Origin of the sequence: Paenibacillus cisolokensis (assembly GCF_018403665.1) — a bacterium.
GTDB lineage: Bacteria > Bacillota > Bacilli > Paenibacillales > Paenibacillaceae > Paenibacillus_AH > Paenibacillus_AH cisolokensis.
The window spans coordinates 1-22,385 of record NZ_BOVJ01000109.1 but is presented as its reverse complement, the minus strand read 5'-3'; the positions used below and the strand labels follow the sequence as shown (position 1 = coordinate 22,385).

The following is a 22,385-nucleotide window of genomic DNA, read 5'->3' as shown; positions in this document are numbered from 1 at the left end:
GAAGAAATACGGACAGTCGGAAAACAAGACACGATTTCGGAACATAAGAAGTTAACGGAGGAGAGAACGTTTTTTTATAATTAAAGCGTTTACAACAGTAATGCGCATATGGCCGAAACCATTACGAATTCGAAACGGGGGAATAGGAGATGAAGAAGGTTAAAGGTACGTTGGCTGCGCTGGCGCTTGTGTTGGCCGTTCTGCTGCAGGCATGCGCATCGGGAGGAAGCGGCGGCGCCGCGGAAGGCGGGGAAGGCGGCAAGCAGGAGAAAGTGAAGATCAAATGGGCAACCTGGGGCAATCCCGGCGAATTGACAAGATTCCAGGATTTCACCAAAGAATTCAACAAGAAGCATCCGGACATTGAAGCGGAACTGATTCCGATCCCCGGCGAATACGAACAAAAAATATTGACGCAGTTAAGCGGCGGCACGGCGCCTGACGTGTTCTACGCGGGCGACGGCACGATCGTGAAGCTGATCGAAAACAAAAGCATCGAGGAATTGACGCCGCTCATGCAAGCGGAGAGCAGCATTATCAAGGAGGACGACTTCTTCGAAGGGCTGTGGGGAGCGGCCAAACGGGACGGCAAAATTTACGGCGTGGCGGTCGACAACAACCCGCTCATTCTCTGGTACAACAAGAAGGTGCTGAAGGAAGCGGGCGTTACCGAAATGCCGGCCGATTTGCAGGAGAGAGGCGAATGGACGTGGGACGCCTTCAAGGCGATGACCGACAAAATCCGCGAGGCCGGGAAATACGGCTACGTGCTGGATAACGGCTGGGGCAGCTATCACAGCTGGGTAACGTCCAACGGCGGTAAAGTTTACAACGACGAAGGCAAATTCGTCGCCTACGACGATCCGAAGGCGATGGAGGCGTTCAAATTTCTGTACGACAACGTCCAGTCGAAAAACATTACGTTCTCCGGCACGCTGCCGAAAGGGCAGGGCGGGGATGCGATGTTCATGTCCAACCAGGTCGGCTTCGTCGCCGCAGGACGGTGGTACTTGCCGCTGTTCAAGCAGAACACCGGTCTGGAATACGACATCGTCACCTGGCCGACCAATACCGGCAACCGCATTGAGCCGGCCGGCATCGCGACCGCCTATATGGTCATGAACAAGGCGACGAAGCATAAGGAAGCGGCGTACACCTTCCTGTCCGAATTCGTCAGCCGCGAAGGGCAAATTTTCCGCCTCCAGGGCGGCGGCAACGCCGTACCGTCGGTAGAGGGCGCGGATGAGGTCGTCATGGAAGGCAACTTGCCGGAGCATGCGCAGTTCTTCCTGGACGCGCGTGAAATCGGCTATGCGCTGACGCCGTTCGAAGCGGGCATTCCGGGGCTCAGCTCGGAAATTACGTCGAAGTTCGAGGCGCTCTGGCTCAAGGGCGGGGAGCTCGATGCGGCGTTGAAGGAAATTCAGGATATGGCCAACCGGATGATCGAGGAATACAACAGCGGCAAGTAGCGCTTCGGGCAAACGGAAAGGGGAAGCGATATGAACGAAAGAACGGCGGCGGGGACCGGAGCCCCGCCCTCCTTAACGCCGGACGCCGGAAGGCCGGCGATCAAGACGAAGACGGCGGACAGCCTGTGGGGCTTCCTGTTCATCACCCCCCAATTGATCGGCTTGCTGCTGTTTTCGCTCATCCCGCTGGTATCGTCCTTTGTGCTCAGCTTGATGACATGGGACGGCTTCGGGGAACGGAAATTTATCGGCTTCGAAAATTTCATGATGCAGTTCAAGGACGAGGAGTTTCGCATCGCGCTTGTCAATACGCTTTATTATACGGTGCTGACGGTGCCGACCGGCATTCTGCTCGCGATGCTCGTCGCGATCGGGCTGAACCGGGTGCGGGGAAAATTTTGTACCGGCTCATCTATTTCATGCCTAACATTACGATGTCCGTCGCCGTCGCCGTCGTCTTCATGTGGCTGTTCAACGCCGATTTCGGCCTGATCAATCTGTATTTGAAGGAATGGTTCGGCATCGAAGGGCCGCGCTGGCTGACCGATACCCGGTTCGTCATGCCGTCCATCGCGATCCTGAGCATCTGGATGGGGATCGGCGGCAACATGGTGCTGTTTCTTGCCGGTCTGCAGGGCATTTCGGCCTCCTATTACGAAGCGGCGCAGATCGACGGCGCCAGCAAATGGCAGCAGCTGAGACATATCACCGTGCCGCTGCTGTCGCCTACAACCTTCTTCGTGACCATTATGACCATTATCGGCTCGTTCCAGGTGTTCGACCAGTCGTTCGTCATGACGTCCGGCGGACCGGCCAAAGCGAGCTATACGATGGTGTTTCATATATACGAAACGGCATTCGTCGACTTTACATTCGGCAAAAGCACGGCGGCGGCCGTTACCCTGTTCATTATCATTTTGTCGCTGACGCTGTTTCAGATGCGCATGTCGCGGCGTTGGGTTCATTACGAAGACTAGGAGGTTGCCATGCAGACCAGAGTTATACGCCTGTCGGCGATCGCGCTTCATCTTGTGCTGATTTTGGGAGCCTGCCTGATGGCGCTGCCGTTCGTATGGATGGTGCTCAGCGCGCTCAAAGATTTGTCGCAAGTGTTTATCGTACCGCCGAAGTGGATTCCCGATCCGTTCATCTGGACCAACTTCAAAACGTCATTGACGGCGCTGCCGTTCGGCCGCGCTTACTTCAACAGCTTCTATATCAACGTCATCGTCGTCGTCATGCAGCTGCTCACCTGCTCGATGGCGGCCTACGCTTTCGCGAAAGTCCGGTTTCCGCTGCGCGAGCCGCTGTTCATCCTGTTTCTGGCGACGATGATGGTGCCGGGGCAAGTGACGATCATTCCGCTTTACCTGATGCTGAAGGAATTCGGCTGGCTCGATTCGCATTTATCGATCATCGTGCCGGCTTCGATGCTGAATGCGTTCGGGGTGTTCTTGCTGCGGCAGTTTTTCAAAGGAATTCCGAAGGAAATGGAGGAGGCGGCGATCGTGGACGGCGCGCATCGCTGGACGATCTACTGGCGCATCATGCTGCCGCTGATCAAGCCGGCCTTGTCGGCGCTCGGCATCTTCACCTTCCTCGGCATGTGGAACAGCTTCTTTTATCCGCTCATTTTTCTGAACAGTCCGGACAAGTTCACCGTGCCGATGATGCTGAACCTGTACCGGGGCATGTACGCCACGGACTGGACGCTTATGATGGCCGGCGCGTCGATCGCGCTCATTCCCGTCCTGATCGTATATATTATCGGCCAGCGTTATATTATCGAAGGCGTGACGCTGTCCGGCATCAAAGGCTGAACAGCCGGATACAACAAGAAGCTCCGCACCGGTCCGGAAAGGACGGTTGCGGAGCTTCTTGCCTGTGCGCTGCCGTTCAGGAAATAATAAATTTCACGATGACAGCGACAGTGAACACGACGACCATAAACGTGGCCATGCCGCCGAAGCCGACGACGAGGTCGAGGAAGTCGTTGCGCGGTTCCTCATTCACATGCTGCCGAGGATCGGATACGTTGGCGTTCTGCATGGATGACAGCTCCTCCTTCAGTCAATCGCTCCCCTTAGTATACCCAAACGAACGGATTATTGTAAAGATAAACGGATTTCGGGCACAGAGATTTCGACCGATTCCGGGCGGCTGTGGTACAATAGGTTACAGATTCTCTACGGAAAGGAACGGAAGTCAAATGGAAGAACGGCCGGTTCATGAAGAAGCGCCGCAATCGGAAGAAGCGCGCAAGCAGTCGGCCGAACATATCCGGCACAAGCTGGCGCTGCTCCCGGATCAGCCGGGATGTTATCTGATGAAAAACGCCGAAGGCAAAATTATTTACGTCGGCAAGGCGAAAGTGCTGAAAAATCGCGTCCGCTCCTATTTCAACGGCAGCCATGACGGGAAGACGCAGCGGCTCGTCTCGGAAATCCGCGATTTTGAATATATCGTTACCGCGAACAACATGGAGGCGCTCATCCTCGAGTGCAATCTGATCAAGAAACATCACCCTCGCTATAACGTGCTGCTCAAGGACGACAAGTCGTTCCCGTATATCAAAATTACGAACGAGCGGCATCCCCGTCTGGAGGTGACGCGCCGCGTCGTCAAGGACAAGGGGAAATATTTCGGACCGTATCCGAACGCTTTTGCCGCACAGCAGACGAAGAAGCTGCTCGACCGGATTTATCCTTTGCGCAAATGCAAGACGCTGCCGGACAAAGTATGCCTGTACTATCATCTCGGCCAATGCATCGCGCCGTGCGAGTTCGAGGTCGAGCCGGACAAGTACGAGAAGATGGTGCAGGAAATTACCCGCTTCCTCGCCGGCGGTCATGACGAAGTGAAGGCTGAGCTGCAGCGCAAGATGGAGGCGGCGGCCGAAGCGCTCGAATTCGAGCGCGCCAAGGAGTTCCGGGATCAGATCGCGGCGATCGACGCCGTGATGGAGAAGCAGAAAATTACGCTCACCGACTCGCTTGACCGGGACGTGTTCGGCTTCGCCGTCGACAAAGGCTGGATGTGCGTGCAAATTTTGTACATGCGCCAAGGCAAGCTGATCGAGCGTCATACGACGACGTTTCCTTTCTACGGCGAGCCGTATGACGATTTTATGACGTTCGTCTCGCAATATTACAGCGAAAATCCGGCGCTGCCGCGGGAAATTTTTCTGCCGCTGCCGGCCGGAGACGACGAAGCCGGAACCCATGCGGAAGAAGTTTGCGCGGCGCTGCAAAATTGGCTGAACGTCAAGGTGTTCATGCCGAAGCGCGGCAAAAAGCGGGATGTCGTACGGATGGCCGAAGAAAACGCCAAAGTGGCGCTGGAAGAGAAATTCCGGCTCATCGAGCGGGATGAGGAACGGAGCGTCAAAGCCGTCCAGGGGCTCGCGCAATGGCTCGGTCTGCCGTACATCCGGCGCATCGAGGCGTTCGACAACTCCAATATCCAGGGGACGAATCCGGTATCGGCGATGGTCGTCTTTACCGACGGCAAGCCGGACCGGAAGGAATACCGGAAATACAAGGTGCGCACCGTGAAAGGGCCTGACGATTACGAGACGATGCGGGAAGTGGTGCGGCGCCGTTATGAGCGCGTGCTGAAGGAAGGATTGCCGCTGCCGGAGCTGATCGTCGTCGACGGCGGCAAAGGTCAGATCGCGGCGGCGATCGACGTGCTGGAGAACGAGCTCGGGCTGTCGATTCCGGTCTGCGGTCTGGCGAAGGACGCGAAGCACCGGACGTCCCAGCTGATCGTCGGCGAATCGGCGGAAGTGGTGCCGCTGCCGCGCGACAGCCAGGAGTTTTACCTGCTGCAGCGCATTCAGGACGAGGTGCACCGCTTCGCGGTCACGTTCCACCGGGAGCAGCGGGGCAAGTCGATGATCGCCTCCCGGCTGGACGCGATACCCGGCATCGGCGAGAAGCGGCGCAAGCTGCTGCTGAAGCATTTCGGCTCGATCAAAAAATAAAAGAGGCCAGCGTGGAAGATTTCCGGCCTCTGTCCATCGGCGACAAGCTGGCGAAGCAAATTATCGAGGCGCTTCGGGAGGAACCGTAAATTGCGGATGCCTCCCGCTTTTTTGTCGTGAAGCCGCTTGAGGACCCAGGCCACTGCGACCGGCAGCGCCAAATAAACGGCCGCCGTCGCCAGATTGGCGGCCGAACCGAGGAAGACAAGCGACACCGCCATCAGAATGCTGTTCATAATCGCATGCGTAAATACGGCGGTAATAAAGCCGTAGCGAAGGAACAGCCAGCTCATGGCGAGCCCGATGACGGTCAGCTCGATCAGGCGCGTCGTCGCCGGATAGATCGGATACGCGACATGTCCGAGCGCCCAGATGACGGTCGGCACGAGCGCCGCGGCGAAGGTGCTGCGCAACCATTTGCGCAGCAGTCCGATGCCGAACAGCCGGTACACCGCTTCTTCGGATATCGCCGCCGCCCAGGCGAGCAGCGGATACAGCCATACGATGCGGAGGTTATAGGGCGATTGCGCAGGGTCGCTCGTCGACCATGCGCCGGTCGAACGTTCCAGCGCGAACAGAATGACCGTCTGCGCGCCGAGCAGGATCAGGGCGAACAGATAGGACATCTTCATGCTCTGCCACACATGGGCGCCGAAGCCGGCTTCGCCGAATTTCGGCCACAGGCCGCGGCCTTGCGCCCGCCACAAGCCGTCGCCGGCAACGAGCGAGAAGTAGACGGCGAAGCCGAGCAGCACAGTCAGCACGACGGTCAGCGCCATCCCCCCCGTATAGAGAAGCTCTGCCCGCGGGTCCTCGCCGAAGCTGGCGCGCATGCCGTCCGCCATATTGAACTGGTTGACAAGATAACATGCCAGAAACAGCAGTGTCAGCACGACACCCCTTCCAAACGAGATGCGCTTCCGGTACAGGACGGCGATGACGGCAGCCACAATCGCCATGACCCCGCTGATTAGCAGGTTGCCGAACAGCGTCAACCGGGAGGCCAGCCGATCCTGCCCGGCGACGTACGCCTGGTAACGTTCGGGAACCTCGAACACCGCTTTATATTTCGTGACGACCGGCTGGCCTTCGTCCGTCGTTCCGATTCCGATCACAAGACGCAGCCGCGCCTCGCCGATCCGGTAGCCTTGGGGCTCCAATACCGCTTCTCCCGCCCGGTTGACGTACCCCTCCCGCAGTTCTTCGGCCCGAAAGCCCCGCGTTTCGGCGAAAGCTCTCGCCATGTCCAATGTCTTCGATTCCTCGAGTGCTGCCGTTTCCTCTGCCAGCGAATCGTTGAACAGCCGCCAGCCGACGATTTCGCCGGATGTCATATGTACGTGGACGAACAGCGTTTTCCTGTCCGGCAGGCGCAGCGTCGCCTGATAAGTGTCGGTCGGAAAACGGGCTTCGTAATCGTGCCTGAAAGGTTCGTACAGCTTTTCTTTCATCAAGTATCCGTACATGAGCCGGTCGGACTGGTGCACGGCGTGGGCCGAAAGGGGAGCTGCGCCGAAATGCCGGGAAGCAAAATCGGAGGCTTGCCGTTCGGCCTCGCGCTTCGCGATGACCGGTTCCGTCTGATCGCGGAAGGAGGAATCCGATGTGACGGGCAGCACCTGAAACAGGACAAACAGCAGCGCGCCCGCCGCCCCCAGCCAGGCCCAGCGCCTCCATTCCGCCTGATGCCGAATTTCGTTCATATGTCCGCCTCCTGTCGCGTTTTTTCCGAAATAAACCGCATACAAGTACTTTATCATAAGCTTCCCTAATTGTACCAACGCAATCCGCAGACAGTCGCCGCGTTGACGAGCTTTTGTTTCAAATCTATGCCGAAACAGCCCATTATGCCGGCGCCATTTCGGTTTTTGTATCAAAAACGGCTGCAATTTCGGAATGGAGCGATTTGTAACGGTAACGGGAAAGCGATTATAATCGGATTCGAGCTCCTGCCGCGGAGCGATAAACCGAATAGAACAGCCGAATTTCCAAGTGAAAACGGGGGAACCATACGTATTGTTGCCGCTGACGCGCCGCTCGTATCCGGGCGCCGGCTCAGCCGCAACTTGGGGTGAATTTCGAGACGTTTGCCGTCATTCGAATAGGGCCGCCTGTCCGGCCCGAACCCGACAGCTAACCTCGCAGGCTGACGGACTAGGACTCATCGCTGACAGCATTGGGTTTCCAGTGCTTTTTGTTGCACAAAAAGCCGGAACGGGCTGCAGCGGTAAAAAGGAGCGTTTATATGGGCAAACAACGAATGAGCTTGTGGAACGGGTCGCCTCCCCGCGTCCTCGTATGCGGTTTTGCGCTGATCATTCTGCTCGGGACCGTTCTGCTGTCGCTGCCGATCGCTGTCGAGGGGGAGCAGCGGCTGCGTCTGATCGACGCGTTTTTACGGCCACTTCCGCAACATGCGTAACCGGGCTCGTCGTCGTCGATACCGGCACGTTCTTTACGCCATTCGGGCAGATCGTCATATTGGGTTTGATTCAAATCGGCGGACTCGGTTTCATGACGATGGCAACGCTTTTCGCGCTCATTCTGCGCAAGCGGATATCGTTCCGCGAACGGCTCATCTTGCAGGAAGCGATGAACCAGGCGACGACGGAAGGCATCGTGCGGCTTATCCGGAAAGTCGTGCTTTATACGGTTACGATCGAACTGGCGGGGGCGGTCTTGTTCACGATCCGTTTTCTGTTCGAGATGCCGCCCGGCCAAGCCGCATATTACGGCGTTTTCCACGCTGTGTCGCTGTTCAACAATGCCGGCTTCGACCTGATGGGCGGATTCAACAGCCTGACGTCCTACGCGGCGGACCCGGCGGTCAATATCGTTTCGATGCTGCTCATTATCCTTGGCGGGGCGGGCTTTGCCGTTCTGGCGGATGTGATGGAATACCGCCGGAGCAAGCGGTTGTCGCTGCATTCCAAAGTTGTGCTGACGACGACGGGATTGCTTATCGCGGTCGGCGCCGCGGTCATTTTCCTGTTCGAGTTTACGAATCCGAATACGCTCGGGCAGCTTGGCTGGGGCGGCAAAGCGCTGGCTTCGTTCTTCCAGTCGGTCACCCCCGGACGGCCGGGGCCAACACGCTGCCGATCGGAGAACTGAGACAGGCGACGCTATTTTTTATCATTATTCTGATGTTTATCGGCGCATCGCCCGGATCGACCGGGGGCGGCATCAAGACGACGACGTTCGCGACGCTGGTGTATGCCGTTATCGCCATGATTCGCGGACGCGAAGACATCGTTATCTTTCGTTATCGGCTGGGCCAGGAACGGGTCTTTAAGGCGCTTGCCATTACGATGCTGTCGCTCGCGCTCGTCATCGGCGTCACGATGATTTTGACGGCAACGGAAGACCAGCCGTTTCTCGCCATTTTATTCGAAGCGACGTCGGCGTTCGGAACGGTCGGATTGTCCGTCGGGCTGACGCCCGAGCTGACCGACATCGGGAAAGCGATCATCTCGCTTACGATGTTCGCCGGACGTCTCGGGCCGCTGACGCTCGCTTACGCGCTCGGAACGCGCACCGACAAGGAACCGTTCCGGCATCCGGAAGGGAAAATTACGATCGGATAGGAGAATGGACGTTACGATGAAAATGAATCAATTCGTCATTATCGGACTGGGGCGCTTCGGCTCCAGCCTCGGGCGGGAGCTCGTGGAGCTGGGATACGAGGTGCTCGGCATCGACAAGGATGAAGAGGCGGTCGAGGAGATGAGCGACGTGCTGACCCATGCCGTTGTCGCCGATTCCACGGATGAAGATGTGCTCCGCTCGCTCGGCGTCCGCAACTTTGACTGCGCGGTCGTCGCGATCGGGAACGACATCCAGGCCAATATTATGACGTCCATCCTGATTAAAGACCTCGGCGTGAAGCAGGTCGTCGTCAAGGCTTTGGGCGAATTGCACGGACGGGTGCTGGAGAAGATCGGCGTCGACCGGATCATCTATCCGGAGCGGGATATGGGCGTGCGCGTGGCCCATCAGCTCGTATCCCCCAATTTGCTCGATTATATCGAGCTGTCCAAGGAATATACGATAGCGGAACTGGCCGTTCCGAAGGAGATGAGCGGCAAGACGCTCAAGGAGCTGAATCCGCGCGCACGCTACGGCTGCAGCATCGTCGCGATCAACAAGCTGCGGGGCGGCATCATTATCGCGCCGACCGCCGCAGACGTGCTGGAGGAGAAAGATATAATGGTCGTCATCGGCACGAACGAGCAGATCGAAAATTTCGAAGCGGCGGTAAGCCGTTGACCGTCAGTCGGATGACGGCCGGTCATCATCGCGATCGTGGCCGCGGCTGTCAGAAGCTCCGCCGGAAAGAGGCGCGCCGACACCGGGATCCGTTGCGGCGTCGCTCTGGACGCTCTCTTGGGGAAGCACGCGGCGTGCGGTAACGAACGTCTTGTCCCAGGTGCTGCCTTCAAAATCGGACACGGTTACGCCGATTCCGGCTCTGTAAGTGTGCAGCAATTTGCCGTCACCGGCGTAAATGCTGACATGGTTGATGACGCCGTCGCGGTTCGTATCGGAGAAGACGAGGTCCCCTGCCTGCAGCTCGTCTTTCGCCACGGCCGTTCCGACCTCGGCCTGCTGTCTGGACGAGCGCGGAAGCTCGATGCCGTTCTGGCGGAATACATATTGGGTGAAGGAGGAGCAATCGAAGGCGTCCGTTTGCCCCGATTTGGCGCCGAACACATAAGGAGTGCCGATCAGCTGCATGCCTGTTGCGATGATCGCCTCGGCTTTGCCGGACGAAGGCTGCACGGCCTCGGCCTGTGCGGTCAAGCCGGCAGGCAATACGGCCGAAAACGTCAGGCAAACGGCCAGCGCGATCCGCATCGTTCCGGTTTTGACAGTGTTTATCGTCATCATCGTCACAACCTCCCATGACTTTGAATCGGTTTTCTGTTTCCACCGTAACATAAATTCGCAGGCCCACCCATTACCAGGGAGGGACGAATCCGACCGTTCCTGCGGCTTGCGGCCGGTTTATTAAAAAACGATGAAAAAACTTAATGCATTCCGCCTTGATTTCGAGGCGGATTTCAATTATATAAGCGCGAATGCCTGACGATCCGATTTGGGAGCGGCGGATTTGGGATAAGCTATAGATAGCAAGCGTATCCAACGCCCGTCCGTCTAGCGGCCGATGCCGCGCGTATAACGGGCCGAAACCTCGTTAATCCACATTCGAATCGACGGCGCAAAATCGAACGATTCGGAATAAATCAGCGATGTCGTACGCTTCGTCTCTTCCAGCTCGCGGATCGTCACGACAGTCAGTTCGTTGTTTTCGAGCAACTGCGGGCGCATATACGAGCGGGGCAGCAGTGTGCCCGCGCGGCAAGTATGAAGAAGCCGCAAAATCGCTTCGAACGAATCGATCTCCATTTTGACATCCGGTTGAAGGTGATATTTGTCGAACAACTCGTCGGTCAGAATGCGGTACCATGTCCCGCGCGAGAACAGAATCATCGGAAAGCCGTCGAGATCTTCGATCGTCATCATGCCGCGGTCGGTAACGACCTGATTGCGCGGCAGCACGAGCAGCAGATGATCGTCGAACAGCGGCACGCAGCGGAGCAAAGGATCGTCGATCGCAGAAGCGACGATGCCGATTTCCGCCTTGTGCTCCCGGACAAGCGTCACGATTTCGTGGGTTTTGCCGGTAATGGCCTTAATGTCGAATTCGGGATGGCTGGCCGTCAGCGCCTGTATAATATCGGGAAGTGTCGTCTGCAGCGTCGTCAGACTGGCCCCGATTGTCAGCGGCGTGCGGCCCGCCTTTCGAAACTCTTCGACTTTCTGAAGGTAACGGCGGTGGGCTTGCCTCAGCTCCAGCGTATAATCGTAGGTGAGCTGGCCGACCCGCGTCAATTCGAGCCGTTTGCCGATCCGGCGGAACAGTTCGACGCCGAGCTCTTCTTCCAGTTTGGCGATTTTGCGCGATAGCGCCGGCTGCGAAAGATTGAGGGCGGCAGCCGCCTTGTTCATGCTGGAATGTTCGACGACAGCGGCGAATACGTGCAAATTTTCGAGCATCGAGATCAACCCTTCTTATGCGCAGTAGTTATAACGATTTATACGGAATAAGCAATTCCATTATAAGCGCAAAAGGGGTACGATATAAAGTGTGACTATTTTGTGTCGACTGTTGTTGACGGCCTGCAGGCCGGGGGGTAAAATGGTAAAGGTTTGTTTAAAGGTATCCACAGTCTGGAAAGGAGAAAAGCAACGATTATGAATGGGAACTCGTATTACTCGCGCAAGCTTCACTCTCTGCTTGGCGTGATCCCGCTCAGCCTGTTCCTCGTGGAGCATGCCATTACGAACTACACGGCATTCGAGGGCGGCTTGGAAGGATTCAACAGGAGCGTCTCCTTTTTGCAAGGGTTGCCTCTTGTGCTCTTCCTCGAGATTTTCGGCATTTTCCTTCCGCTCATTTTCCACGGCGTTTACGGGCTGTACATCGCGTACCAGTCCGACCTGAACGTCGGACGGTTCGGATACGGGCGGAACTGGGCTTTTGCGCTGCAGCGGATAACGGGGGTCATTACATTTATTTTCGTTTTCTGGCACGTCTACGAGACCCGTTTCCAGGTGGCGATCGGCGCGATTTCCCATGAAGAGCTCGGGGCGACGATGCATCAGATCTTCAGCAACCCGGCGATGATCGTACTCTATACGATCGGCGTACTGTCGGCGGTGTTCCATTTCGCCAACGGCATGTGGTCGTTCCTCGTCGCATGGGGCATTACGGTCGGCCCGCGGGCGCAGCGCATCTCTTCTTATGTATGGATGGGCGTATTCGTAATTGTATCGGCGTTGTTCCTGCTGTCGATCGTCGCCTTCCGCGGCGATGAGTTCAAGGAAGCTGCAGACGCCGCAGCGGCGCTGATCAGCATCGGATAGTACGAGGACAAGGAGCGAAACGAAATGGCTAAAAATAATATCATCGTAGTCGGCGGCGGTCTGGCCGGATTGATGGCGACGATCAAAGCGGCGGAAGCGGGCATACATGTCGAGCTGTTCTCGCTTGTGCCGGTTAAGCGGTCCCATTCGGTTTGCGCGCAAGGCGGCATCAACGGCGCGGTCAACACGAAGGGAGAAGGCGACTCGCCGTGGGAGCACTTCGACGATACGGTGTACGGGGGCGACTTTCTGGCGAACCAGCCGCCGGTTAAAGCGATGTGCGAAGCGGCGCCGGGCATTATCCATCTGATGGACCGGATGGGCGTCATGTTCAACCGGACGCCGGAAGGGCTGCTCGATTTCCGCCGGTTCGGGGGGACGAAGCATCACCGCACCGCTTTCGCGGGAGCGACGACCGGCCAGCAGCTGCTTTACGCGTTGGACGAGCAAGTGCGCCGTTGGGAGACTGCCGGTCTTGTTACGAAGCGCGAGCATTGGGAGTTTCTCAGCGCGGTGCTCGACGAAGAGGGCGTATGCCGCGGCATTACGGCCCAGGACCTCCGCTCGATGGAAGTGCATACTTTTGCGGCCGATGCCGTCATTCTGGCGACCGGCGGACCGGGCATCATTTTCGGCAAAACGACCAACTCGGTTATCAATACCGGTACGGCGGCGAGCGCCGTTTATCAGCAAGGCGTGTATTACGCCAACGGCGAATTCATTCAAATTCACCCGACCGCGATTCCCGGCGACGACAAGCTGCGGCTGATGAGCGAATCGGCGCGCGGCGAGGGCGGACGGGTCTGGACGTACAAGGACGGCAAACCGTGGTACTTCCTGGAGGAGAAATATCCGGCATACGGCAACCTGGTGCCGCGCGATATCGCGACCCGGGAAATTTTCCATGTGTGCGTGGACCTGAAGCTCGGCATCAACGGCGAAAACATGGTTTATCTCGACCTGTCGCACAAGGATCCGAAGGAACTGGACGTGAAGCTCGGCGGCATCATCGAAATTTACGAGAAATTTATGGGCGACGACCCGCGTAAAATTCCGATGAAAATTTTCCCGGCCGTTCACTATTCGATGGGCGGCATGTGGGTCGACTACAACCAGATGACGAATATTCCCGGCCTGTTCGCCTGCGGCGAGTGCGAGTATCAATATCACGGGGCCAACCGTCTCGGGGCGAACTCGCTGCTGTCGGCTATTTATGGCGGCATGGTGGCCGGTCCGAAGGCGGTCGAATATATTAAAGGGCTGTCCAAGTCGGCCGAAGATATTTCTTCTGCCGTATTCGATCGGGAGAAGAAGCGTCAGGAAGACAAATATGCGGACATTCTCGCCATGGACGGCAACGAGAACGCCTATGTGCTGCATAAGGAGCTCGGCGAGTGGATGACGAACAATATGACCGTCGTCCGGTTTAATAAGAAGCTGGAAGAAACGATCGACAAAATCAAAGAATTGAAGCAGCGTTACCGGAAGATCAATATTAACGATACGGCAAAATGGAACAATGCCGGCGCATCTTTCACCCGCCAGCTGTGGAACATGCTGGAGCTGGCCGAGGCGATGACGAAAGGCGCGCTGCTGCGGAACGAAAGCCGCGGCGCTCACTACAAGCCGGAATTCCCCGAGCGCAATGACGAGCAATTCCTGAAAACGACCAAAGCGAAGTGGACGCCGGACGGACCGGAAATTTCGTACGAAGATGTCGATGTGTCGCTGATTCCGCCGCGCAAACGCGACTATACGACAGATAAGAAGAAGTAAGCGGAAAGGAGAGACAAGCGATGGCGGAAACTGCACAAAAACGGTAAAGCTGATCATTAGACGTCAAGATACGCCCGATTCGCAGCCGTATACGGAAGAGTTCGAAATTCCGTATCGTCCCAATATGAACGTAATCAGCGCCCTGATGGAGATTCAACGCAACCCGGTAAGAGCGGACGGTCAGAAAACGTCGCCGGTATGCTGGGAATCGAACTGTCTGGAAGAAGTGTGCGGCGCTTGCTCGATGGTGATCAACGGCAAGCCGCGCCAGGCATGCAGCGCGCTCATCGACAAGCTGGAGCAGCCGATTCGCCTGGAGCCGATGCGCACGTTCCCGGTCGTTCGCGACCTGGTCATCAACCGCGAGCGGATGTTCAACGCCCTCAAACGGGTAAAAGCGTGGATTCCGATTGACGGCACGTACGATCTCGGACCGGGACCGCGGATGGCGGAAACGAAGCGGCAATGGGCGTATGAGCTGTCCAAGTGCATGACGTGCGGCGTCTGTCTGGAAGCTTGCCCGAACGTGAATGAGCGGAGCAGCTTCATCGGCCCGGCGGCCATTTCGCAAGTTCGGCTGTTCAACGCCCATCCGACCGGCGAGATGAATAAGGAAGAGCGGCTCGAGGCGCTGATGGAGGACGGCGGCATCGAAGGATGCGGGAACTCGCAGAACTGCGTCCGCTCCTGCCCGAAAGGCATTCCGCTTACGACATCGATCGCGGCGATCAACAAAGACACGACGAAGCACTTGTTCCGGAAATGGCTGGGGATGTAACGATAGAAAATGCCGGGGCCCGATCAGAGCTTTCGGCATGCGAACACTAAAAAAAGAGACTGCCGGGAAATGAATCCGGCAGTCTCTTTTTCTGCGCTGACCGTCAGGCCGGCGCTTCCTACATCCAATTTTCTCCCCATGTCTGAATGGAGCAAATGACCGGCTCGAGCGCCTTTCCTTTTTCGGTCAGTTCGTATTCGATCCGAACGGGCATTTCAGGATAGACGGTACGTTTGACGATCTCCATCTGCTCCAGTTCCTTCATGCGGTCGGTCAACATTTTATCGCTCATTTCGGGAATTTGTTCTTTAATTTCCTTAAAGCGTTTCGGGCCGCCCAACAGCACGCGTATGATCAAACCCGTCCATTTCTTGCCGAGCAATTCGATAGCCGATTCGTATTTTGGGCACATTCTTGAATAGTCCAACCGTATCACCCCGCTTTATAACTATATTGTAACATATGAACTAACAAAACGTAAGCGCTAATCATACCGGATGCATTTTTCCGCGTTTCTAATGCTTATTATTTGCCTATAACTAATTAATTAATACCTACTTGACAAATGTAAGTTAATTGATTATGCTGAATGCAGCAGAAAAGAGACGAATACAACCTGGTGCTGATCGCCGTTGCGCTCGGACTTGCTTTGACAGGAGCCGGAGCGTATTCGATCGGCGCGGTATAGGGTAATTCATCATATAGACAGACAAGGAGAGATCGACGATGATTCAGCGTTTTCCGGCTGAAGGACGCTATCGGACGAATCATGGGTGGCTTCGTTCCAGCTTCAGCTTTTCGTTTGCGGAATACTACGATCCGCACAATCTTCAATTCGGGCCGATGCGCGTTCTGAACGACGACTGGATTGCGCCCGGAACCGGATTCGGCATGCACCCGCATAAAGAAATGGAAATTGTTACGGTCGTGCTTTCGGGCCGGCTGCAGCACCGGGACAGCATCGGCAATGCGGCGCAGACCGGCTGGGGAGGCATTCAGCGGATGTCGGCCGGCACCGGCATTTTTCATTCCGAGCATAATGCGTCCAAGGACGAGCCGCTGGAACTGCTGCAAATGTGGTTTATACCGGAGAAAAACGGACTGACGCCGTCTTACGAGACGACGCAATTCGACACAGCGTCGCTGCAAGACCGGCTCGTACCGGTCGTCAGCGGGGATGAACATGTCGCGGAAGCCGGCAAGGTGGCGCGCATTCATCAGGATATGACGATCTATCTGGCCGAGCCCCGGAACGGTGCGACATTGACGCACACACAACCGGAAGGAAGACGCGTATTTCTGTTTGTGATCGAAGGCGGCATCCGTCTTGGCGACGGAACGGTATTGAAGCGCAGGGATTCGGCCCGTATCGAGAACGAGCCGGAGCTTGCGCTGACGGCCGAGGCGGACGGCAGCCGGATCATGCTGATCGATTTGCCGTGACGGATATAAACGGGCAAAACCGGGGTAATCCCCCGGTTTTTGGCTGTTTTCGGTAACTTTTTGGTCGTTGCACTCGTTGGATATGCTTCTGGAGGCGATCATTCCGCAACTTCTTGCCCTCCGATCGCGTCCAAGGATATGGGATGCGCCGCTGCCGTCGGACGATTTTATCCGATAAATATTGAAAAACCATTGGTTGCAGACGGAGTCGACGGTATAATAAGGGCTGATCCACCACTTTTGTGCAATACTTCTGAGAGGTGCTTCATGACCGAAGATTGGGGTTTCTTCGAACGCCGAACCGACACGGAACTGATGCGAATATTGATTAACTGCGAATGGAGAACGGACGCGCCGCTTGATCGTCTGCCCGAGCTGCTGTCCGTCACGGTCAATCTGTATTCGGTCGGAAAAAGCAGGGCGGCCAGACAGGATGCGGTCGCCCGGCTCACCCGGCTCGAAGCGGAACTGGAGCAGGCGCTGACGGATGCTGTATATATCGGCCGAATCAATACGCCGTCCCGGCTGGAATATTACTATTACGGACGCGAAGGGACCGGCGGGCTTCCGCAACTGCGCGAAGTGCTCGGCCGTTATCCGGATTTGCGGATTCAGGCATACAGCAAGCTCGATTCCGATTGGTCGTTTTACCGTTATTTGCTTCCGAATGACCTGGAGGAATTATTGATTCATAACGCCCAGATGGTGTATGCGCTCGTTCATAAGGGCGATAAAATCGAAAAGCCCCGCAATGTATACCATTGGTTGTTGTTTAAAGATTCCGGAAACCGGGACCATATCGGCCAGAAGCTTAAAAGACTCGGTTACCGGATCGAGGAGATGAAGCCGGACGAGACGAAGCTCGGCGAGACGAAGCCGGGATTTCCTTACCCGCTCGTCATTAGCCGGTATGAGGACGTCAAGCTGGAGACGATTAACGGCAGGGTGCAGGAACTGTACAGTCTTCTGCGCGGCAGCGGGGGAATCTATGACGGATGGGGCTCCGTCATGAAGCATACCGCCCTGCAGCGGCTGCGGATCGGGGGCAAAAGGCTGTTCGACGCGCTGCTGTCCGTCTTTCGCAAGGATACGGCGGGCAGCGGCAGCGTCAAACGGCAATAAGCCGGGCCGCGTTCAGAGCCGGATAACCGCCAGCCCGGCGATCATGCAGGCGAAGGCGAGCCACTGCGTTCGCGTCAGCCGCTCCCGGTAGACGATAATCGCGCCGGCCGCCACGACGAGGCTGTTGGTGGCGAATATCGGCGCGGCCAAATTCGCTTTGCCGGTCTGCAGCGCGACGGCGTACAATTGCAGTCCCGCATAGGAGAACAGCCCGGCGAGCAGTCCGTATCGCATACCGGTCCGCAGCGCGCTGTCGCTCAAGCCGCGCTCTGCCGAAGTTTCGTTGCGGAGGCGCCGCTGCCGGATCATGCCGGCCGCGGCGAACCATAGCAGCGAAAGCGCGTACCCGACAAGCAAAATCGGCGTGTCGGCCAGTCCGAGCTCGCCCGTCACTTTAAGGCCGCCGTTGCGGAAGGAGAACAGCACGATCGCCAGCGCGACGTAGGCGAACCAGCGCTTCTCGCGGATCGTGAGCGGTTCATGGCGGCGGATCGAGATCAGGATGACCGCTGCGAACAGAAGCGCGATGCCGGCCGCTTCCGCGATGCCGAGCGGTTCGTCGTAGAGGAGAACGGACATCGCGACGACGGCGGCGATATTGAGATTGGTCAGCGGCGAAGTCAGACTGGCGGGCCCGTATGCCAGCGCCTTCATAAAAACGGCGTTGCCCCAGGCCGAACCGGCTCCGATAATCGCGCCCGCGAGCCATATCCGCCAGTCTCCGAGCGCCGGCCACGATCCGGCAAGCGAGGCGTGGACGGCGAATCCGGCCGTTCCGGAAGCGTACAGGCCGAGGAGCAGCGTCGTGTTGTCGCCGCCGTTCATTTGCGAAGCCTTCATCCACCAGCCTGCCAGCCCGAACAGCACGGCGCTGCCGACGGCGATGACGAGCCACATCAAACGGCCGCTCTGCCGGCAGGGCGGCAGGCCAATTTGTTACACAACTGAAACACTTCTGTTATCGTCCTTTCATATTGTCGGGCTATTATAATAAACAAGACCCCCTTTTTTATATAAAGCTTTTGGACCCGCGCATTTGCGGGTCCCTTTTTTGGGGTCGCGGCAGTGGACACTTGTTATAGCGGGACCCGCACAGGCTGCTTGCGGCGGTAGTACACCCAGTGGTCGAAGCCGATTTCCTTGAGCCTGGTCCGGACTTCCTCCCATTCGTCCCCGACTCTGGACGGCTTGTGGGCGTCGGAGCCGAACGTCACGTTGACGCCGAAATAGCGCGCCCGCTCCAAAATCTCATCGGACGGGTACCAGCCGCCGGCATCCTTCGTTTTGCCGGAGGTATTGACCTCAATCGCGATGCCGCATTCGGCGATCACTCGAAGCGTCTCGTCAACCGCCTCATGGGCCGGGATGTCGGAGAATGCCGGATAATACCCTTTCATGGCATCGATATGGCCGAGTATCTGGAAAATCCCGGAGCGCGCGGAATCGCGGATCAGCTCGTAATAATGCACCTTCTCCTCGATTTGGCGTTTCTCGTCAAGCCCCTTCCACCGTTTGCGGTTGAAAATGCTGACGCCTCTCGTCTGGTGAACGGAGCCGATAATGTAATCGAACGGATACGGTTCGTATGCCGCGCGGTAAATCTCCGCATGCTCGGGGAAGAAGTCGGATTCCACGCCGAGCAGCACTTCGATCCGGTCCTTGTACACTTCCTTCAGACGAAGCACCTCGTCGACGTAACGGGCGAATTCGCTGCGCGCCATCGCAATGCCGGGATGCGGCTGCTCGTCCGGATGGGCGAAGTAAGGGGAATGATCGGAGATGCCGATCGCTTGCAATCCGGCTTCGATCGCGGCGAGAATGTAATCCTCGATGCAACCTTCGGCATGTCCGCACCGGATGTGATGGGTGTGCAGATCGAATTTCAAAACGGAATCCCTCCTCAAGTCACGTTTTACTCGCTACTGATAAACTGGTCTTGCGGCATCCCCTTGAGATCGCTCAAAAATTGCTGCATCGCGGAATTCAAATAACGTCCGGATTTGTATACGACGCCGACGGGATGGCTGATTTCGAACTCGTTGACCTTGATCATCTTCAGCGTGCCGAGCCGCAGTTCGTTGGCGATCGTCGATTTGGATACGACGGCGGCGCCGAGATTGATTTCGACCATCCGCTTCACTTCCTCGCTGCTGGACAATTCCATGACGATGTTGGGCTCGATATTATGTTTGCGGAACACCTGATCGACAAACCGGCGGCCGATCGTGTCGGGAGCTAGCATGATCATCGGAATACCGCGTAGCGATTCGATGGTTGTATGGCGCAGATGGCTCATGGGATGGTCGGGCGATACGACCAGTTCGTATGTGTCGTAGTAGAGAACCGAGGAGGCGAGGTGCGGATTGCGTTCCGTCAGGTACGTAATGCCGAGATCGACCGTGCCGTTCTCCACGCAGGCCATAACCTGTGAGGATGGCATCGAATGGATCGTCGTTTTGATCAATGGAAACTGGTTTTGGAAATAGGACAGGACGCGCGGCAATATCTGGATTGCGATCGATGTGGTCGTACCGAATACGATATGCCCTTGCGGCGTCTGATTCAGATCGTACAGCTTTTGCTTCAGTTCCTCGACAATTCCGAGTATCCGTTCGGCGTGCTCCAGGAACACCTGCCCGCGATCGGTTAGCGTAACCGGCTGGTTCCGGTCGATCAGCACCGTCTTGAATTCGTCCTCCAGGCTTTTGATTTGCGCAGATACGGCAGGCTGTGTCAGGTTGAGCAGTTCGCCCGCTTTGCGGAAGCTCATCGTCTTGGATATGGTAATCAGCGTCTCCAGCTGGTTGATGTTCATGGAGTCCCCCCCTTGTCGATTGATAGAACATTTTTATCATCAGTTCTTTCATTATAAATGAAAAATGATATGACCGCAAAACGTTCCCGACGTATGGGGGAGGGATAAAAGGCCGGCCGGGAGCTTCGGGAAGCGGTCGAGCAGCGCGTCGAGGCCGGGAGAAGCATCGCGAACGGCCATTCAAGGTCAGCTCAGCAGGACAGGCAGATGCTTGACGCCGAACACGAACGAGCTGTCGACTCTCTCGAGCGGCGCCGTCCGGTCGCGCCGGAAGTTCGGGAAGCGGTCGAGCAGCGCGCCGAGGGCGGGAGAAGCATCGCGAACGGCCGTTCAGGGTCAGCTCAGCAGGACGGGCAGATGCTTGACGCCGAACACGAACGAGCTGTCGACTCTCTCGAGCGGCGCCGTCCGGTCGCGCCGGAAGTTCGGGAAGCGGTCGAGCAGCGCGCCGAGGGCGATTCTCGCTTCCAGCCGGGCAAGCTGGGCGCCCAGGCAGAAATGGATGCCGTGGCCGAACGCGAGGTGCTGATTTGGCGAGCGGCGGATGTCGAAGCGGTCCGGGCGTTCGAAAACCGCTTCGTCATGGTTGGCCGAACCGATCCAGAGATGGACGTATTCGCCGGCTTCCAGCTTGCGGTCCGCGACGACTGCGGTTTGCCGGACGCGGCGGGTCATATTCAGCACGGGCGAGCAGTAGCGAAGCGTCTCTTCGATCGCTCCCGACAGCAGCGACCGGTCGTCCCGGATCGCTTCCCAATCGTCCCGGCGGTCGTCAAAGCAAAGCAGCGCGCCGCCGAGCAGATTCGTGGTCGTCTCGTTGCCGGCGACGAGCAGCAGAATGCAGAACCCGATCAGCTCGACGGGCGCAAGCGGGCTTCCGTCGGCCTCGGCCTGTACAAGCCGGCTGATCAGGTCGTCATGCGGGTTGCGCTTTCTCTCGTCGGCGATGCGGCCGAAATAGTCGCTCATTTCCCGCTGGCACTGCATAAACCGGTCGTAATCGGTGCCGACGAGCGCATCGGACCACTCCTTGAACTGTTCGCGGTCGCGAGAGGGAATGCCGAGCATCTCGGCGATGACGAGCACCGGCAGCGGGCCGGCAAAATCGCCGATGGCGTCCATGCCGCCGCGCGCTTCGGCCTTATCGAGCAGCTCGTGGGCAAGCGTCTCGATGCGCGGCGCGAGCGCCTCGATCGCGCGCGGGGTGAATGCCTGCGTGACAAGCGCCCGCAGTTGGCGGTGCTTCGGCGGGTCGCGCCGCAAAATGCTGTGCTCGATCGGCACGTCCGGCGACGGTGAATCCGACATCTCCGACGAGAACCGCCCGGGATCGGCGAATATCGCCTTGGCGTCTTCGTACCGATACACATGCCATGCCCCGTTCTGATAAGCCACCGGCTCCGTCGCACGCATCGAGGCAAAATGTGCTAGCGGCAGCAGACCGTGTTCCTCGTTCCATTTCATCTCCCCAATCTCCCCTCTCCATGTGAATGAGGCCGTTACACCTGTAGCTTAAACATATTCGTCTGGAAAATCAAACCGTTACTGGAAATGAGGTGCTGCGGTGTTCCGTTGTACAAGGTGTAATGAGAGAGTCGCAACGGGTTGCGCTCTGTGAAATAATTGCAGAAAGTACAATGAAGTAGCGCAAACGGGAGGTGACGGGTTGAATAATTGTAAAAAGTGTAATGAAATTCCAAATATTAGGAGATTTTCGGCGAGAGAGCGGAGTTTTGTTGTATTTTGTGCAATGAAAATGCCATAAATGGAGCGCGATCCGTGAGACTATTGCAAAAAGTGCAATGAGAAGAGTGCCGCAAACAAGGGGCAACCGATGGAACCATTACAAAGAGTGCAATGAGAGAGCCGCAACGGGTTGCGCTCTGTGAAATAATTGCAGAAAGTACAATGAAGTAGCGCAAACGGAGGATGACGGATTGAATCATTGTAAAAAGTGCAATGACAATTCCAAATATTAGGCGATTTTCGGCGAGAGAGCGGAGTTTGTTGTATTTTGTGCAATGAAAATGCCATAAACGGAGTTCGATCCGTGAGACTATTGCA

17 protein-coding genes, 4 pseudogenes and 1 riboswitch are annotated in these 22,385 nt (G+C 57.0%); of the genes and pseudogenes, 12 read left to right on the top strand and 9 right to left on the bottom strand.

The genetic code is table 11. The annotated features are described in order from the left end of the window. Nucleotides 1-149: 149 nt before the first annotated feature. The 3 genes and pseudogenes from PACILC2_RS15485 (at nucleotide 150) to PACILC2_RS15475 (ending at nucleotide 3,292) form a co-directional block, all read left to right on the top strand. On the top strand, nucleotides 150-1,472 hold the full coding sequence (locus PACILC2_RS15485) for an ABC transporter substrate-binding protein (RefSeq protein ID WP_062491560.1): 1,323 nt from the start codon (nucleotides 150-152) through the stop codon (nucleotides 1,470-1,472). 30 nt (nucleotides 1,473-1,502) lie between these two features. Next, nucleotides 1,503-2,449: pseudogene (locus PACILC2_RS15480) on the top strand (carbohydrate ABC transporter permease). Between the two features lie 9 nt (nucleotides 2,450-2,458). Then, the gene (locus PACILC2_RS15475) at nucleotides 2,459-3,292 is read left to right on the top strand and encodes a carbohydrate ABC transporter permease (protein WP_213529361.1); all 834 of its coding nucleotides are present in this window, start codon (nucleotides 2,459-2,461) and stop codon (nucleotides 3,290-3,292) included. 76 nt (nucleotides 3,293-3,368) lie between these two features. On the opposite strand, the gene PACILC2_RS15470 is transcribed toward PACILC2_RS15475, so the two are convergent. Then, nucleotides 3,369-3,521 carry a YqzM family protein gene (locus PACILC2_RS15470; RefSeq protein WP_145977158.1) on the bottom strand — a complete coding sequence of 51 codons (153 nt, stop codon included), beginning with the start codon at nucleotides 3,519-3,521 and terminating at the stop codon, nucleotides 3,369-3,371. Between the two features lie 160 nt (nucleotides 3,522-3,681). Here PACILC2_RS15470 and uvrC point away from each other — a divergent pair. Continuing rightward, a pseudogene (uvrC, locus tag PACILC2_RS15465) lies at nucleotides 3,682-5,546 on the top strand (excinuclease ABC subunit UvrC). Nucleotides 5,547-5,696: 150 nt separating this feature from the next. On the opposite strand, the pseudogene PACILC2_RS27020 reads toward uvrC, so the two are convergent. Continuing rightward, nucleotides 5,697-6,083: pseudogene (locus PACILC2_RS27020) on the bottom strand (CPBP family intramembrane glutamic endopeptidase); the annotation flags it as partial. Between PACILC2_RS27020 and PACILC2_RS27015 the strand changes: the two are divergent. From PACILC2_RS27015 to PACILC2_RS15450, 3 genes and pseudogenes are all read left to right on the top strand, one after another. After that, the gene (locus tag PACILC2_RS27015; RefSeq protein ID WP_244863542.1) at nucleotides 5,982-6,431 is read left to right on the top strand and encodes a hypothetical protein; all 450 of its coding nucleotides are present in this window, start codon (nucleotides 5,982-5,984) and stop codon (nucleotides 6,429-6,431) included. The pseudogene PACILC2_RS27020 and the gene PACILC2_RS27015 sit on opposite strands and share 102 nt — an antisense overlap. 994 nt (nucleotides 6,432-7,425) lie before the next feature. Then, nucleotides 7,426-7,620, top strand: a riboswitch (cyclic di-AMP (ydaO/yuaA leader). Nucleotides 7,621-7,702: 82 nt separating this feature from the next. Beyond that, nucleotides 7,703-9,044, top strand: a pseudogene (locus PACILC2_RS15455) (TrkH family potassium uptake protein). A gap of 16 nt (nucleotides 9,045-9,060) precedes the next feature. Continuing rightward, the gene (locus PACILC2_RS15450) at nucleotides 9,061-9,726 is read left to right on the top strand and encodes a potassium channel family protein (RefSeq protein WP_062496604.1); all 666 of its coding nucleotides are present in this window, start codon (nucleotides 9,061-9,063) and stop codon (nucleotides 9,724-9,726) included. Between the two features lie 3 nt (nucleotides 9,727-9,729). Here PACILC2_RS15450 and PACILC2_RS15445 read toward each other — a convergent pair whose 3' ends face one another. Continuing rightward, the gene (locus tag PACILC2_RS15445) at nucleotides 9,730-10,347 is read right to left on the bottom strand and encodes a C40 family peptidase (protein ID WP_307860604.1); all 618 of its coding nucleotides are present in this window, start codon (nucleotides 10,345-10,347) and stop codon (nucleotides 9,730-9,732) included. Nucleotides 10,348-10,614: 267 nt separating this feature from the next. Continuing rightward, complete coding sequence (locus PACILC2_RS15440; RefSeq protein ID WP_062491568.1) at nucleotides 10,615-11,517, bottom strand: LysR family transcriptional regulator; 903 nt, start codon at nucleotides 11,515-11,517, stop codon at nucleotides 10,615-10,617. 198 nt (nucleotides 11,518-11,715) lie between these two features. Here PACILC2_RS15440 and PACILC2_RS15435 point away from each other — a divergent pair, with 198 nt between their 5' ends. From PACILC2_RS15435 to sdhB, 3 genes are read left to right on the top strand one after another with little or no spacing between them, the layout of a single operon-like run. Beyond that, a complete protein-coding gene (locus PACILC2_RS15435) occupies nucleotides 11,716-12,387 on the top strand; it encodes a succinate dehydrogenase cytochrome b558 subunit (protein WP_062491570.1) in 672 nt (223 codons plus the stop codon). A gap of 24 nt (nucleotides 12,388-12,411) precedes the next feature. Beyond that, complete coding sequence (gene sdhA, locus PACILC2_RS15430; protein ID WP_062491572.1) at nucleotides 12,412-14,163, top strand: succinate dehydrogenase flavoprotein subunit; 1,752 nt, start codon at nucleotides 12,412-12,414, stop codon at nucleotides 14,161-14,163. Further along, entirely contained in the window at nucleotides 14,150-14,941 is a 792-nt protein-coding gene (gene sdhB / locus PACILC2_RS15425) for a succinate dehydrogenase iron-sulfur subunit (RefSeq protein WP_213529369.1), read from the top strand. The genes sdhA and sdhB overlap by 14 nt, the downstream gene beginning before the upstream one ends. A gap of 118 nt (nucleotides 14,942-15,059) precedes the next feature. Here the strand turns inward: sdhB and PACILC2_RS15420 are convergent, their stop codons facing one another. Beyond that, the gene (locus tag PACILC2_RS15420; protein WP_062491576.1) at nucleotides 15,060-15,368 is read right to left on the bottom strand and encodes a winged helix-turn-helix transcriptional regulator; all 309 of its coding nucleotides are present in this window, start codon (nucleotides 15,366-15,368) and stop codon (nucleotides 15,060-15,062) included. A gap of 299 nt (nucleotides 15,369-15,667) precedes the next feature. On the opposite strand from PACILC2_RS15420, the gene PACILC2_RS15410 reads away from it, so the two are divergent. Next, on the top strand, nucleotides 15,668-16,384 hold the full coding sequence (locus PACILC2_RS15410) for a pirin family protein (protein ID WP_062491578.1): 717 nt from the start codon (nucleotides 15,668-15,670) through the stop codon (nucleotides 16,382-16,384). Nucleotides 16,385-16,651: 267 nt separating this feature from the next. Further along, complete coding sequence (locus PACILC2_RS15405; protein WP_213529360.1) at nucleotides 16,652-17,506, top strand: DUF695 domain-containing protein; 855 nt, start codon at nucleotides 16,652-16,654, stop codon at nucleotides 17,504-17,506. A gap of 12 nt (nucleotides 17,507-17,518) precedes the next feature. Here PACILC2_RS15405 and PACILC2_RS15400 read toward each other — a convergent pair whose 3' ends face one another. From PACILC2_RS15400 to PACILC2_RS15385, 4 genes are all read right to left on the bottom strand, one after another. Continuing rightward, complete coding sequence (locus tag PACILC2_RS15400) at nucleotides 17,519-18,403, bottom strand: DMT family transporter (protein WP_213529368.1); 885 nt, start codon at nucleotides 18,401-18,403, stop codon at nucleotides 17,519-17,521. Nucleotides 18,404-18,582: 179 nt separating this feature from the next. Continuing rightward, nucleotides 18,583-19,392, bottom strand: coding sequence for a histidinol-phosphatase (locus PACILC2_RS15395; RefSeq protein ID WP_062491584.1), 810 nt, complete (start codon nucleotides 19,390-19,392; stop codon nucleotides 18,583-18,585). 26 nt (nucleotides 19,393-19,418) lie between these two features. Continuing rightward, nucleotides 19,419-20,321 carry a LysR family transcriptional regulator gene (locus PACILC2_RS15390; protein ID WP_062491586.1) on the bottom strand — a complete coding sequence of 301 codons (903 nt, stop codon included), beginning with the start codon at nucleotides 20,319-20,321 and terminating at the stop codon, nucleotides 19,419-19,421. A gap of 336 nt (nucleotides 20,322-20,657) precedes the next feature. Beyond that, nucleotides 20,658-21,785: a cytochrome P450 gene (locus tag PACILC2_RS15385; protein WP_213529359.1), complete on the bottom strand. Its 1,128-nt coding sequence runs from the start codon at nucleotides 21,783-21,785 to the stop codon at nucleotides 20,658-20,660. Nucleotides 21,786-22,385 lie beyond the last annotated feature (600 nt).